8 protein-coding genes are annotated in these 14,412 nt (G+C 72.1%); 4 read left to right on the top strand and 4 right to left on the bottom strand.

The features are described 5' to 3' along the window. Positions 1-8: 8 nt before the first annotated feature. Both QWJ38_RS02460 and QWJ38_RS02455 read right to left on the bottom strand, forming a co-directional pair. Positions 9-3,197, bottom strand: coding sequence for a ligand-binding sensor domain-containing diguanylate cyclase (locus QWJ38_RS02460; protein ID WP_290357447.1), 3,189 nt, complete (start codon positions 3,195-3,197; stop codon positions 9-11). 134 nt (positions 3,198-3,331) lie between these two features. Beyond that, on the bottom strand, positions 3,332-4,468 hold the full coding sequence (locus QWJ38_RS02455) for an NAD(P)/FAD-dependent oxidoreductase (protein WP_290357446.1): 1,137 nt from the start codon (positions 4,466-4,468) through the stop codon (positions 3,332-3,334). 65 nt (positions 4,469-4,533) lie between these two features. On the opposite strand from QWJ38_RS02455, the gene QWJ38_RS02450 reads away from it, so the two are divergent. Then, entirely contained in the window at positions 4,534-5,868 is a 1,335-nt protein-coding gene (locus QWJ38_RS02450; protein WP_290357445.1) for a peptide MFS transporter, read from the top strand. A gap of 4 nt (positions 5,869-5,872) precedes the next feature. Here the strand turns inward: QWJ38_RS02450 and QWJ38_RS02445 are convergent, their stop codons facing one another. Next, the gene (locus QWJ38_RS02445; protein ID WP_290357444.1) at positions 5,873-6,628 is read right to left on the bottom strand and encodes a helix-turn-helix domain-containing protein; all 756 of its coding nucleotides are present in this window, start codon (positions 6,626-6,628) and stop codon (positions 5,873-5,875) included. Between the two features lie 192 nt (positions 6,629-6,820). Here QWJ38_RS02445 and QWJ38_RS02440 point away from each other — a divergent pair, with 192 nt between their 5' ends. The 3 genes from QWJ38_RS02440 to QWJ38_RS02430 all read left to right on the top strand — a co-directional run bounded on the left by QWJ38_RS02440 (position 6,821) and on the right by QWJ38_RS02430 (position 12,594). After that, positions 6,821-9,076: a TonB-dependent receptor gene (locus QWJ38_RS02440; RefSeq protein WP_290357443.1), complete on the top strand. Its 2,256-nt coding sequence runs from the start codon at positions 6,821-6,823 to the stop codon at positions 9,074-9,076. A gap of 19 nt (positions 9,077-9,095) precedes the next feature. Next, positions 9,096-11,036: a serine hydrolase domain-containing protein gene (locus QWJ38_RS02435; RefSeq protein ID WP_290357442.1), complete on the top strand. Its 1,941-nt coding sequence runs from the start codon at positions 9,096-9,098 to the stop codon at positions 11,034-11,036. 103 nt (positions 11,037-11,139) lie between these two features. Beyond that, entirely contained in the window at positions 11,140-12,594 is a 1,455-nt protein-coding gene (locus tag QWJ38_RS02430) for a M81 family metallopeptidase (RefSeq protein ID WP_290357441.1), read from the top strand. On the opposite strand, the gene ilvB is transcribed toward QWJ38_RS02430, so the two are convergent. Further along, positions 12,579-14,405: a biosynthetic-type acetolactate synthase large subunit gene (gene ilvB / locus QWJ38_RS02425; RefSeq protein WP_290357440.1), complete on the bottom strand. Its 1,827-nt coding sequence runs from the start codon at positions 14,403-14,405 to the stop codon at positions 12,579-12,581. The genes QWJ38_RS02430 and ilvB overlap by 16 nt on opposite strands. Positions 14,406-14,412 lie beyond the last annotated feature (7 nt).

Below are 14,412 nucleotides of genomic sequence, written 5' to 3'. Positions count from 1 at the left end.
GTCCGCCCTCAGCCGAGCACCGCCTCGCGGCTGCTGCTGCGCCGGATCGCGAGCCGGCTGGCCGTTTGCCAGCCCTCGGCATCGCGCGGCGCCTCGCGCGGCGTCAGGCCGTCGGCGCGCACGGCGCCCACAAAGCCGTCGCGACCCTGGGCCTTGGCCGCATAGAGTGCCGAGTCGGCCAGCGCCAGGCTGGCCTGCCAGTCCCAGGCGCGCGGCTGGCGCGGATCGAGCGGGAAGGCGGCGAAGCCGATCGAGACGCTGACGTTCACCTGCTGGCCGAAGCCGATGTCGAAGGGCTGCTCGCGCACCGCGGCGCAGGCGCGCTCGGCCAGCTCGGCGGCCTCCTCCCGATTCGTTTCGCGCACCAGCACCAGCACCTCCTCGCCGCCCCAGCGCACCAGCGCGTCGGTCTCGCGGAACACGCGCCGCAGCCGCGCCGCCAGCTGCACCAGCACGGCGTCGCCGGCCGCATGGCCATGGGCGTCGTTGACGCGCTTGAAATGGTCGAGGTCCAGCAGCATCACCAGCAGATCGCTGTCCGGCCCCGGCAGTCCGGCGTCGACCGCGGTGGCAGTCTCGAAACGGCGCAGGCACAGGCGCAGATCGTCCTGCAGGCGCAGCTCCAGATAGCGGCGGTTGCGCAGGCCGGTCAGCGCATCGGTGATGCTGGCCTCGCGCAGCTCCGCGGTGCGCGCATCGACCAGCGCCTGCAGCTCGACCTCGCGCCGGCGCAGCCGCCGCGTGCGCCAGCGCACCCAGGCCCACAGCGCCAGCAGCAGCAGTGCCGCGCCGGCCAGCTGGGCCGCCAGGGTCTCCCACCAGGCCGGCAGCCGCTCGATCGGCAGCTCCAGCTGCGGCGGGCCCCAGGGCGCCAGCGGCGCCGCCGCGCGCACCTGCAGCAGGTAGCGGCCCGGCTTCAGCGGCCCGAAGCTGGGGCTGCGCGCACTGGCGTCGACGGTGGTCCAGTCGGCGTCCAGGCCCTGCAGCCGGTACTGGTAGCGCAGCCGTTCCGGTTCGGCAAAGTCGAGGCCGGCGAATTCGACGCCCAGCGTGCGCGTGCCGGCCGGCAGGGTGAGGCCGGCATGCAGGCGCTGCGGCTGGTAGGGCTGGCCGTTGACGCGCAGCGCGCTGATCAGCAGCGGCGTGTCGCGCGGCGTGGTCTTGTAGGCGCCCGGCTCCACGCGCAGCAGGCCGCGGCTGCCGCCGAACAGCAGCGCGCCGCCGGGCAGCTCGGCGCTGGCGAAGAACCAGAAGCTGCCGAAGGAGGCGCCCTCGGCCGCGCCGAAGCCGTCCAGCCGGTCGCTGCGCGGGTCGTAGACATGCAGCTGGCTCCAGATGCGGCCCTGCGCGTCCTCGTGCAGATTGCCGCCGAACACGCCCTCGCTGCCCAGGCGCTCGCCGATGCGCTCGAAGCGCGCGCGGCCCTGCCCGTCCCAGCCGAGCAGGCGGCTCAGGCCGGCCACCGGCTGGTCGATCCAGAGCGTGCCGTCGCGCGCGCGCAGCAGGCCGATGATGATGGGGCTGCTCAGGCCGGCGTCCGGGGCCGGCGTCACCGTCTCCAGCCGGCCCGCCCCGCCCTGCTCGCGGAACAGGCCCTGCTGGCCGCCGACCCAGAGCTCGGCCTCGCGGCCCTCGCCGGCCGGCGCCTCGATCAGCGCATAGATGCCGCCATGCAGCGGCGCGCCGCCGGCCAGATGGACGCGCTGCAGCGCGCCGGCCGCCGGGCCGGCCAGCTTGTACAGGCCCTCCTGCATGCCCAGCCAGACCTCGCCGTTGGCGCGCAGCAGCAGGCGCTGCGCGCGGCCGCCGTCCAGCGGCCAGTCGCGCAGCAGCCGGCCGTCGGCGCTGCGCCGCTCGAGCCGGCCGCCGCCGGCCAGCCAGATGCTGCCGTCGGCCGCCTCGGCCAGCGATTCGACGATGCTCGTGCGCTCGCGCGGCCAGACGCCCAGCGAGGCCAGGCCGTGGCCGGGCCGGCCGTCCAGGCGCACGACGCGGCCCAGCTGCGTCGGCGCCAGCACCTCGCCGTTGCGCAGGCTCAGCAGCGCGCGCACATCAGGCTCGGCCAGCGGGCCGGCCGCATCGACGTCGGCGCCGCGCACGGCCAGCGCCGCGTGCTGCTGATGGCGTTGCAGGCCCAGGCCGTAGCCGGTCACCCACATGGCGCCGCTGCGGTCGCGCAGCAGGCCGCTGATGTCGTTGCCGGCCAGGCTGGTCGTGCGACGCGGGTCGTGGCGCAGCCGCGCCTCGATCTCGCCGCTGGCCGGGTCCACCCACAGCAGGCCGACCTTGGTGCCCACCCACAGCCGGCCGTCGGCCGCCTGGGCCAGGGCCTGCACCGGCATGCCCAGCTGCTGCACCCAGCGCAGCCGGCCGGCGCCGCCCTGCTTGGCCTTCTCGTAGACGCCCAGCCGGCCGTCCTGCGTGCCCAGCCAGAGCCGGCCGTCGCGGTCCTCGGCCAAGGCCAGCACCGGCGCACCGCTGGCTTCCCGGCCCGGCAGCGGCAGCGTTTCCCATTCGCCGTCGGGCTGGCGTCGCGCCAGGCCGCGCCAGTGGCCGGCCCAGACGCTGCCGTCGCTGGCCACGCACAGCGCCAGCACGCGGGACTCCGGCTCGTCGCCCCAGCGCAGCTTCTCTTGCTCGAAGCGGCCGCTGCCGGGCCGGTAGCGGAACAGGCCCTGGCCGACGGTGCCGACCCAGATCGCGCCGTCGGCGTCCTCGGCCAGCGCGCGGATCGGCGTGTGGATCGGGCTGCTCTTGGCCCCGCCGTGCTGCGGCTCCACCCGGTCACGCTCGGCGTCGTAGACCATCAGGCCCATGAACTCGGTGCCTATCCACATGCGGCCGTCGCGCGCCGCTGCCAGCGCGCGCACCCAGCCGAGGCTGCGCTGTGCCGGCGGCTGCTGCGTGCCGGCCGCGTCGTCCTGGCGCTCGATCGGCCGCAGCCGGTAGCCGTCGTAGCGGGTCAGGCCCTTGCTGGTCGCGACCCAGATGAAGCCGGCCTTGTCCTGCGCCAGGGTCGGCGCGGTGTTCTGCGGGATCTGTACGCTGCGGAACTGCACCTCCAGCGTGTCGCCGGGGGCGGCTGCTGCGCCGGCGGCCGGGCCGAGTGCCGACAGGGCGGCGGCCAGCAGCAGGGCGGCGAGGCGGGCGGCAAGGGGACGCAGCGAACCGGCGGGGCTCCTGGACGGCAATCTCATGAAGGGAACGGCAGAGGGCGCAGGATGCCGAGCTTACCCTGGCGCGGCGACTTGACGCCGCCGCGCCAGGGGGCTTCTCCTCCAGCCTCCTCCAAGGCTCCTCTCTTGCTCCTTGCTGCGGCTCGGGCGCTGTCTCAGTTCGAACGGAAACGCTGTGGCGACAGCTGGCGCGCCTGCACGCCCAGCGCCTGCAGGTCCTCCGGCAGCGGCCGGCCCAGCGCCAGCGCGGCGGCCGTGCGGCCCAGCGCCGGCGAGGTCTGGATGCCATAGCCGCCCTGGCCGGCGCACCAGAAGAAGCCCGGCGCCGTCGGCTCGAAGCCGATCACCGGCGTGCGGTCGGGCGCGAACACGCGCAGCCCGGCCCAGCTGTGGCGCACGCGCGGCACCGGCCGGCCGATCAGGGTCTCGAAGCGGTCGACGGCGACGGCCACGTCCAGTTCCTCCGGCTGCGCGTCGCAGGGCGCGCTGGGATGTTCGTCGGCCGCCGAGATCAGCAGCAGGCCGGCGTCCGGCTTGAAATACTGGCTCTCGTCGATCGCCACCAGGGCCGGCCAGGCGCTGCCGTCCAGGCCATCCGGCATGTCGATCAGCACCGCCGTGCGGCGCAGCGGCTGCAGCGGCACCGGCGCGATGCCGGCCAGCGCGGCGACGCCGTCGGCCCAGGCGCCGGCCGCGTTGACGATGACGGGCGCGCGCAGGCTGCCCCTGGCGGTCTCGGCCCGCCAGCCGCTGCCCTCGCGCTGCAGCGCGCGCAGGCCGGCGTCCAGCAGCAGCTGCGCGCCATGAGCGCGCGCATGGCGCAGAAAGCCCTGGTGCAGCGCGTCGGCCTCGATGTCGGCCGAGCCGGCATCGAGCAGCGCACCGGCGACGCGCTCGCGGCGCAGCACCGGCACGCGCGCCATCACCTCGTCCACCTCCATCCAGCGCGTCAGCTCGCGCACATCGGCATCGGCGCGGAAGTCCTCGACCAGCGCCTCCTGGCCGCGGCCGACCAGGAACAGCGTGTCGCGCGGGCGCAGCAGCGGCGTGCCGGCCAGCGCCGGCGGCGGCGCCTGGAAGAAAGGCAGGCTGGCGCGGGTCAGCGCGCGGATCACGCCATTGCCGTAGATCGTCGAATACAGCGCCGCCGAACGGCCGGTCGAGTGGTAGCCGGCCTGCGGCTCCGCCTCGACGATCGCGACGCGCGCCTGCTCGGACAGGAAGGCGGCGATCGAGGCGCCGGCGATGCCGGCACCGATGACGAGAAAGTCGAAGTCCTGGCTGCTGTTCATCCGATTTTCCAATTTGGAAAATAAATGTACCATCGCGAAAATCACTTGGCAACGACGATAGCCCGATGTCAGCCCACAGCACCGAAGCCACCACGATCCCGACCCCGCCGGCCCGCCCGGCCGCCGAGCGCGGCGCCAGCTGGTTCGGCCAGCCGCGCGGCCTGGTGATCCTGTTCCTGACCGAGATGTGGGAGAAGTTCTCCTTCTATGGCATGCGGACCCTGCAGATCTACTACATGATCAAGCAGCTGCAGTTCTCGCAGGCCGACGCCTCGCTGATCTACGGCCTCTATGCCGGCGGCGTCTACCTGACGCCCATCTTCGGCGGCTATGCGGCCGACCGCTGGCTGGGCCGGCGCCGCGCGATCATCGCCGGCGGCCTGCTGATGGCGCTGGGGCATTTCACCCTGGCCTCGGAGTCGCTGTTCTTCCCAGCCCTGGTCCTGATCGCGCTGGGCAACGGCCTCTTCCTGCCGAATCTGCCCAGCCAGGTCGGCGATCTCTACGCCGCCGACGATCCGCGCCGCGGCGGCGCCTACAACATCTACTACGTCGGCGTGAACCTGGGCGCGCTCTTGGCGCCGCTGGTCTGCGGCACCTTGGGCGAGCTCTATGGCTGGCATGTGGGCTTCGGTGCCGCCGGCATCGGCATGTGCCTGGGCCTGGCGATCTACATCCTGGGCGGCAAGCACCTGCCGGCCGACCGGCCGCGCGCGGCGCAAGCCCAGCCGGCCCGGCCCGCCGAGGCGGTGCCCTCGGCACCGCAGGGGCGTGGCGCCTTCCTGCCGCTGCTGCTGGTGGCGCTGACGGTGATCGTGTTCCGCAGCGCCTACGAGCAGAGCGGCAACACCCTGGCCGTCTGGGTCGACGGCGGCGTCGACCTGCAGGTCTTTGGTTTCGCGGTGCCGGTGACCTGGGTGCAGGCGCTGAACCCGCTGTTCGTCTTCCTGTTCACGCCCCTGGTCGTCGGCCTGTGGCGGCGCGCGGCCGGCCGCGGCCGCGAGCCGGCGCCGCTCACCAAGATGGCGATCGGCGCGGCCGGCGTCGGCCTGTCCTATCTGCTGCTGGCCCTGGTCGCCGGCAGCAGCGGCGGCCAGCCGGTGCACGGCCTGTGGCTGCTGCTCTTCTTCATGCTCTACACGCTGGGCGAGCTCTACATCCTGCCGGTGGGCCTGGGCCTGTTCGCGCGCCTGGCGCCGGTGGGCATGGGCGCGACGGTGATCGCGGCCTGGTTCCTGGCCTCCTTCGGCGGCAATCTGCTGTCGGGCGTGGTCGGCCGTGGCTATGCCTGGCTCGGCGCCGGTGGCTTCTTCCTGGCGCTGGCCGGCATTGCCGGCTGTGCCGCCGCGGCGCTGCTGGCGCTGCGGCCGCTGCTGAAGGGTGGCGGCGCGCCGCGCTGAGCGCTCAGCGGCGGGCCGTGCGGCCCGCCTTGGCAGCCGGCTTGGCGGCGACGCTCCTGCCGGCCTTGCCCGCTTTGCCGGCATTCGGTGCCGGGTCGTTCGCCGGCGGCGTCGCCAGCCTTTGCGAGGCCTCGAGGAAGGGCTGGGCGACCGCCGTCTCGCCCTGGCCATGGCGCGGCGCGCAGGTGCCGACCAGGCGGCAGGGGCCCTCGGCCGCCTTCAGATAGGCGTGGCCCATCTCGCTGTCGAAATAGATCGAGTCGCCGGTCTTCAGGTTCACCGGCGCATAGAGCTCGGAGTGGAAGGTGATCTCGCCCTCCAGCACATAGACGAACTCCTCGCCCGGGTGGCGGATCAGGTCGCCGAACTCGGCCTTGAACTCTTCGATCGTGCGCGCGCAGACCTCGACCACCATCGGCGTGAAGCGCTTGTTCAGCAGCTCCGAGGCCAGGTAGAGCTGCTGGTAGCTGCGCGTCTGCACCGCCTGACCCTCGCCGGCGCGGTGCACGACGCGGCGGCCGCCGCCGCCCGGCGTCGGCCGCGCGCTCGGCGCGTCGCTGAGCAGCTCGGCCATGTCCACGCCCAGGCCCTTGCTGAGCAGCATCAGCTTGTCGTAGGACAGCGAGACATTGCCTTTTTCCAATTTGGACAAGGTCGACACCGCCAGCCCGGTGCGCGCGCTCAGCTCGCTCAGGGTCAGGCCGAGACGCTTGCGCACGCTGCGGATGTGGTCGCCAGGATTCACGGTCGTTGGGGCCATGGTGCTTGGAAGTGACGGGCCATCATAGGCCAGGAGGGCGGAGCCGGTCTCCCTACATGCCCTAGGCGACGGCGTCGCGCTGCGGCGGCGGGCGACAGCCGTTATGGGCTAAGGTTTACACCGATGGGAAATAATTTTCCAAATTGGAAACTATATCGATCGAATTCTAATCGCCATCGTCTGGAGAGACCAATGAGTCGATCGAACCGCTCGCGCCTGCGCAAGGCGCCCTCCCAGCAACGCAAGCTCGTCGCCCTGTTGCTACCCTGCCTGGCCGCGCTGGGCACGCCATCGGCCTGGGCGCAAACGGCGCCGGCCGACAAGCCGGCCGATGCGGCGCCCGCCGATGCCAAGGCCAGGCCATCCGCGCAGGATCCGGAGCGGCTGGACACCATCACCGTCACCGCGACGCGCCGCCGCGAGCCGGTGCGCGAGGTGCCGCTGCGGGTCGAGATTCTCGGCACCGAGAACCTCGAGCGTTCCGGCGCCGCCTCGCTGATCGACTATGTCGGTTCCCTGCCCGGCGTCGATGTCAAGACCGGCGGTGGCCCGGGCCGCGGGGCGGTGACGATGCGCGGCGTCAGCGTCGGCGAGCAGCAGATCGCCACCGTCGGCATGTACGTCGACGAGGTCGCCTTCGGCTCCAGCAGTGCCTTCGTCCATGGCGGCACGACGGCGCTGGACCTCTCGCTCTTGGACCTGAACCATATCGAGGTGCTGCGTGGGCCGCAGGGCACCCTCTACGGCGCCGGCGCGATGGGCGGCCTCTTGAAGTACGTGACCAACGAGCCCGACAGCTCGGCCTTCGGCGGCAAGATCGGCCTGGGCGTGCGCGGCACCAAGAACGGCGGCATCGGCCACACCGAGAACGCGGTGCTGAACGTGCCGCTGTCGCAGGATGTCGCGGCGCTGCGCGTCGCGGCCTTCAACGACCATGAGGGCGGCTACATCACCGCCGTGGGCCCGGCCTCCGGCGAGCACATCAACGATGGCGACACGCGCGGGGCGCGGGTCTCGCTGCTGCTCGAGCCGATGTCCAAGATGAAGGTCCGCCTGGCCGCGACGACGCAGCAGATCGAGCGCAACGGCACCAACACCGTCGAGTACGACATCGACACCGGCCGGCCCATCTATGGCGACCTGACCCGCCATCTGGCCACCGGCGAGCCCTATACGACCAAGACGACGCTGGGCTCGGCCGATTTCGAGTACGACTTCGGCTGGGCGCGCTTCAACGCGATCTTGGCGACCCAGCGCTTCGACAGCGATACCGCCCAGGACGCGACCGCGCTGGTGCCGCCGGGTGCCTTCGACTTCGTCCGGCTCGACAACAAGATCAGCCTGCGCAAGAAGACGCAGGAACTGCGCCTGACCTCGGCGCGCGGCACGGTCGAATGGCTGCTCGGCTTCTACAACGACCAGGAAGAGGGCAATGTCGGCCAGCGCCTGTGGGGGCAGCTGGCCGGCGGCGGCGGCGCGATGGATCTGCAGGCGCTGAATCAGCCGTCCACCTACGACGAACGCGCCTTCTACGGCGACCTGACCTGGAACTGGAGCCCGGCCTGGTCGGTGACGGTCGGCGCGCGCGTGGCCAAGAACGAGCAGCGCTACAGCGTTGTTGGCGCCGGCCCGCTCGACTCCGACTCGTCCAGCGAGGACACCGCCAAGACCTATCTGGGCACCTTGCGCTACAACGTCGACAAGGACAGCGCCGTCTACTTCCGCGCCGCGAGCGGCTACCGCCCGGGCGGCCCGAACCCGCCGGCGCTGGACGGCAATCTGCAGGTCATCCCCGGCACGCCGACCTCGTTCTCGCATGACACCTTGTGGAGCTACGAGCTCGGCTACAAGGCCGATCTGCTCGACCGGCGCCTGAACATCGAGGCCGCGCTCTTCGACATCCACTGGAAGGACCTGCAGCAGCCGCAGGCCCTGGGCATCAGCACCATCGTCGTCAATGCCGGCAAGGCGCGCGTCAAGGGCCTGGAACTGGCCGCCCGCTATGCGCTGGACGCGCACTGGAACCTCGACGGCACGCTGGCGCTGATGGATGCCAAGCTGACCGAGGACGCCTCGCTGGGCCCGGCCGGTTCACGCATGCCCAACACCGCCAAGCTCGGCTACACGCTGGGCCTGCGCTATGCGTTCGATCTGGCCAGCCACCCGTCCTGGGCGAGCCTGGGCCTGCGCCACGCCGGCCAGCGCAATGCCGGCTTCGACTCGGCGGACAGCTCGGTGCCCAACTTCAGCATGCCGGCCTACACCCTGGTCGATGCGAGCTGGGGCTTGGACCTGGGCCAGTGGCAGCTCACCGCCTTCGTGCGCAACCTCGGCGACAAGCGCGCCATCATGGCCGCCGATACCGCCCTGCTTGCCTTCGGCCTGCCGCTGAACGTCACCAATGCCCAGCCGCGCACGATAGGCGCGACCCTGCACTACAACTTCTAAGAAAAAGAGCGCAACCCGCATGAAGACCCTGATGTTCAAGAAACTGCGCGTGCTGGCGCTTGCCCTGTGCGCCGGCGCCCTGCAGCCGGTGCTGGCGCAGACGGCGTCGGCCCCGAGCCAGACGCCCAATGGCGCGGCCGGCGTGGCGCTGAGTGCCGTCGATGCCGAGGCCTGGCTGGACGGCCTGCTACCGGCGGCGCTGCGCACCGCGCGCGTGCCCGGCGCCGTCGTCGTCGTCGTCAAGGACGGGCAGGTGCTGGTACAGAAAGGCTATGGCTTCGCCGACTGGGAGAAGAACATCGCCGTCGATGCGCAGCGCACGCTGTTTCGCCCCGGCTCGGTTTCCAAGCTGTTCACCTGGGTGGCGGTGATGCAGCAGGTCGAGGCCGGCAAGCTCGACCTCGACGCCGACCTGAACCAGTACCTGGACTTCAAGATCCCCGCCTACAAGAGCGGCAAGGCGCTGACGCTGCGCCATGTGATGCAGCACACGAGCGGCTTCGAGGAGACCGCGCGCGATCTGCTGACCTATGCGGACAAGGGCCCGAACCTCGGCGGCGTGCTGAAGGCCTATGTCCCGCCCTATGTCTACGAGCCCGGCAGCACGCCCGGCTACTCGAACTACGCGACCGCGCTGGCCGGCTACATCGTCGAGCGCGTCAGCGGCCTGCCCTTCGACGACTACATCGAGCAGAAGGTGCTGCACCCGATCGGCATGAAGCAGGCGACCTTCCGCCAGCCGCTGCCCGAGGCGCTGAAGCCGCAGATGTCGCTCGGCTATCACAGCCAGGACAAGGCCGGCACCGGCTTCGAGATCATCAGCCTGCCGCCGGCCGGCAGCCTCTCGGCCACCGGCGAGGACATGGGCCGCTTCATGCTGGCCATGCTGAACCAGGGCAGGCTCGGCGACGCCCAGCTGCTCAAGCCCGAGACGCTGAAGCAAATGTTCACCCAGGTCTACCGCCCGCTGCCCGAGGTCAGCGGCATCGGCCTGGGCTTCTACCAGAAGGACATCAACGGCCACCGCGCCTTCGGCCATGGCGGCGACACGGTGCTGTTCCACACCGACCTGGCGCTGTTCCCAGAGCAGAACATCGGCGTCTACGTCTCCTTCAATGCCGGCGGCGAGCGCGGCATGGGCAAATGGCTGCGCGACCGCGTGTTCGAGGGCTTTGCCGACCGCTATCTGCCCGACGCACGCGCGGCCGCCAAGCCGCAGGTCGACGAAGCGACGGCCAAGGCCCATGCGCAGCTGATGGCCGGCGCCCACCGCACGACGCGCCGCGAGGATTCCACCTTCCTGTCGCTGCTGGCGCTGTTGAGCCCGCTGAAGGTCGAGGCGCTGAAGGACGGCCGCATCGCCGTCGACCTGGCCGGCGCGCGCAGCGTGTTCCGGGAGATCAGCCCCTTCGTCTGGGACGAGGAGCATGGCAAGCGCCGCATCCAGGCGCAGGTCGAAAACGGCAAGGTCACACGCTGGGCGATGCAGCCCTATGCCTTCGCCTTCGTCTTCGAGCCGGTGCCGGCGCTGGCCAGCCCGGCGGCGCTGCTGCTGCTGTGCGGCGCGGCGCTGGTGACGGCGCTGACCGCGCTGCTGTGGCCGCTGGTGGCCGTGCTGCGCCGCCAGCATGGCGTGGCCGCGCCGGCCAGCAGCGTCGGCTGGGTGCGCTGGGCCTGCGTCGGCGTGCTGGTCGCGCTGGGCCTGTGGACCGCCTGCGTGATGGCGCTGGAGAACCTGGACGACACCACGGTGCTGCTGCCGCTGGCGCAGATCGCCACGCTCGTGGCCTTCGGCGGCGGCCTGCTGGCCTCGGCCTGGCATGCCAAGTCGGTGTTCCAGGCCGGCTCGGCGCATAGCAAGTGGGCACGCCTGCTGGCCCTGCTGTGGCTGCTGTCCTTCGCCGTGCTGCTGGGGTTGGGCCTGGCGCACCACATGATCGGCTTCAATCAATGGTATTGATTTGAACCACGCCCGCAGACGCGCCGCGTCTGCGCCGCGCGAGCACCCGACGGACTGGCCCGGCCAGCTCCCCGGGTGCTGTTTGATTTCTGGAGGGACAGCGATGCGTTTATTTCTCGGCGGCCTGATCCACGAGACCAACAGCTTCTCGCCGCTGCCGACCAGCCGGCAGTCCTTCGAGGAGGGCGTGCTGATCCGCGGCAGCGAGCCGCAGGCGCTGGCGCGCTTGCGCGAGCAGGCGGTGCTCGGCGGCGTGTTCGAGGCCGCCAAGCGCCAGGGCGACACCCTGCTGCCGGGTCTGTTCGCCCAGGCCGAGCCGGCCGGGCCGCTGCCGCGCGCCGACTACGAGCGCCTGCGCGACGAGCTGCTGGCCGATCTGCAGGCTGCCATGCCCGTCGACGCGGTGCTGCTGGTGCTGCACGGTGCCATGCTGGCCGAGGGCTATCCGGACTGCGAGGGCGATCTGCTGCAGCGCGTGCGCGCCCTGGTCGGCGAGCAGGTGCCGGTCGGCGCGCTGCTGGACCTGCACTGCAATCTGAGCCCGGCCATGGTCGACTCCGGCGCCGTGCTGATCGCCTGCAAGGAATATCCGCATACCGACTACGCGCCGCGCGGCGTCGAGCTGCACGGCCTCTTGAGCCGCATGGCGCGCGGCGAGCTGAAGGCGCTGCGCGCGCAATGGCGCCGGGTGCCGATGACCGGCATCTTCGGCACCACCGAATCGCCGATGCGCGAATTCGTCCAGCGCCTGCAGGACAGCGAGCGCTGCGCCGGCCTGCTGACGGTGTCGGCGCTGCACGGCTTTCCCTGGTCCGACACCGAGCACACCGGCGCGGCCCTGCTGGCCTATGCCGAGCAGGACGTCGTCGCGATCGTCCAGGCGCTGGCCGAGGAGTTCTATGCGCTGCGCCAGCGCGCCAGCAGCCCGCGCCTGCCGATGGACGAGGCGATCAACGCGGCGCTGGCCGCGCCGCCGGGCCTGGTGGTGCTGGCCGACAGCGCCGACAACCCCGGCGGCGGCGCCGCCTGCGACAGCAGCTTCATCCTGCGCGCGCTGCTGCAGCGCGGCGTGCGCGATGCGGCCCTGGGCATGATCTGGGATCCGCAGGCGGTGGCGATTGCCACGGCGGCCGGCGTCGGCGCGCGGCTGGCACTGCGCGTCGGCGGCAAGGTCGGGCCGATGTCGGGCGATCCGCTGGATCTGGAGGTCGAGGTGCTGGCCTGCCGCAGCGATGCGACGCAGCGCGGCCTGGTGCCCGGCTCGCGCGATCCGCTGGGTGCCGCCGTCGCCCTGCGCGTCCAGGGTGTCGACCTCGTGCTGAACAGCCTGCGCCAGCAGGTCTTCTCGCCCGACTGCTTCAGCGAGCTGGGCATAGCTCTGCAGGCCAAGCGCCTGGTGGTCGTCAAGTCGACCCAGCATTTCCGCGCCGGCTTCGATCCGCTGGCCGTGGCCAGCTTCTATGCCGACACGCCGGGCAGCCTGCGCGTGGACCTGACCGGGCTGCCCTACCGGCATCTGCGCCGGCCGCTGTGGCCGCTCGATCAGGACGGCCGATAGGGCCTGTCCGCGCCGAGCAGGATCTCGTGGTGGCCGCGGCCCGCCGGCATCATCGGGAAGCAGTTCTCCTCGCCGGCGACGCGCACGTCGAGGAAGAAGGGCCCCGGCGCCGCCAGGCATTCGGCCAGCGCGGCGTCGAGTTCCTCGCGCCGCTCGACCCGCCCCGCCTGCCAGCCGAAGCCGCGCGCGACGGCGACGAAGTCCGGCAGCGCGGCCGTGTAGCTGTGGCTGTAGCGGCCGCCGTGGATCAGCTCCTGCCACTGCCGCACCATGCCCATATAGCCGTTGTTGCACAAGACCAGCTTGACCGGCGTGCGGTGCTGGACGGCCGTCGACAGCTCCTGGATGTTCATCAGCACCGAGGCGTCGCCGCTGACGCAGACCACCGTCTTGTCCGGGTGCGCAATCTGCGCGCCGATGGCGGCCGGCAGGCCGTAGCCCATGGTGCCGGCGCCGCCCGAGGTGAGCCAGCGCAGCGGCGCCTCGAAGCGCAGATGCTGGGCGGCCCACATCTGGTGCTGGCCGACGTCGGTCGACACGATCGCATCGCGGCCGGCCAGCGCCGCCTGCAGCCGTGTCATCAGCGCCTGCGGCACGATGCAGTCGGCGCGGTCCTCGAAGCCCAGGCTGCGCTTGGCGCGCCACTGCTCGATGCGCGCCCACCAGGGCGCCAGCAGGGCCGGGTCGGGCGGCGCGCGGCGGCAGGCCTGCAGCAGCGACGGCACGACCTCGGCGCAGTCGCCGACGATGGGCAGGTCGGCGCGCACGATCTTGTTGATCGAGGCGGCGTCGATGTCGATATGGGCGATGCGCGCCTGCGGGCAGAAATCGGCCAGGCGGCCGGTGACGCGGTCGTCGAAGCGCGCGCCCACGCAGACCACTAGGTCCGCCTCGTGCATCGCCAGGTTCGCCTCCAGCGTGCCGTGCATGCCCAGCATGCCCAGCCATTGCGGATCGGAGGCCGGGTAGGCGCCCAGGCCCATCAGGGTCAGGGTGACCGGCGCGCCGGTGAGCCGCGCCAGCTCGGTGAAGGCCTGGCAGGCCGGCGCGCCGGCATTGATCAGGCCGCCGCCGCCATAGAGCACCGGCCGCCGCGCCGCGCGCAGCGCCGCCGCGACCGCCTCGATCTGGCCCTGCGCCGGCGGCTTGCGCGCCGCCATCGTCGCCAGCTGCGCCTGCCGGGCGGGCGGCCGCCAGGCGGGCGCGGCCGCTGCGGTCGGCATCGGCTGCTGCTGCAGATCCTTGGGGAAGTCCACCAGCACCGGCCCCGGCCGCCCGCCGCGCGCCGCCGCCACGGCGATGCGCAGCTTCTGCTCGATCTGCCGCAGGTCGCGCAGCTGCACATTCCACTTGGTCACCGGCCGCGAGATGCCCAGCGCATCGCATTCCTGGAAGGCGTCGCTGCCGATTGCATGGGTGGCGACCTGGCCGGCGATGCACAGCAGCGGCACCGAGTCGCTGAGCGCGTCCAGCAGGCCGCTGGTCGTGTTGGCCACGCCTGGCCCCGAGGTGACCAGCACCACGCCCAGGCGCCCGGTCGTGCGCGCATAGCCCTGCGCCGCATGCACGGCCGCCTGCTCGTGGCGCACCAGCACATGGCGCAGCCGCGGCTCGCCGTGCAGCGCGTCGTACAGCGGCAGCACCGCGCCGCCGGGGTAGCCGAACACGGTGTCGACGCCCAGCTCGATCAGCGTGTCGAGCAGGACCTGGGCGCCATTGCGCGCCGGGCGGGGGAGGCGGGGCGCGGCCGGCGTGGCGGTGACGGTGGCGACGGCGGTGGCCTTGGGGGCATCAACGAGCAAACTATCCATGCAGACA

This window comes from Roseateles violae (assembly GCF_030410485.1).
In the GTDB taxonomy this organism is placed as follows: domain Bacteria; phylum Pseudomonadota; class Gammaproteobacteria; order Burkholderiales; family Burkholderiaceae_C; genus Roseateles_D; species Roseateles_D violae.
This window is presented reverse-complemented; position numbering and strand designations above follow the sequence as displayed.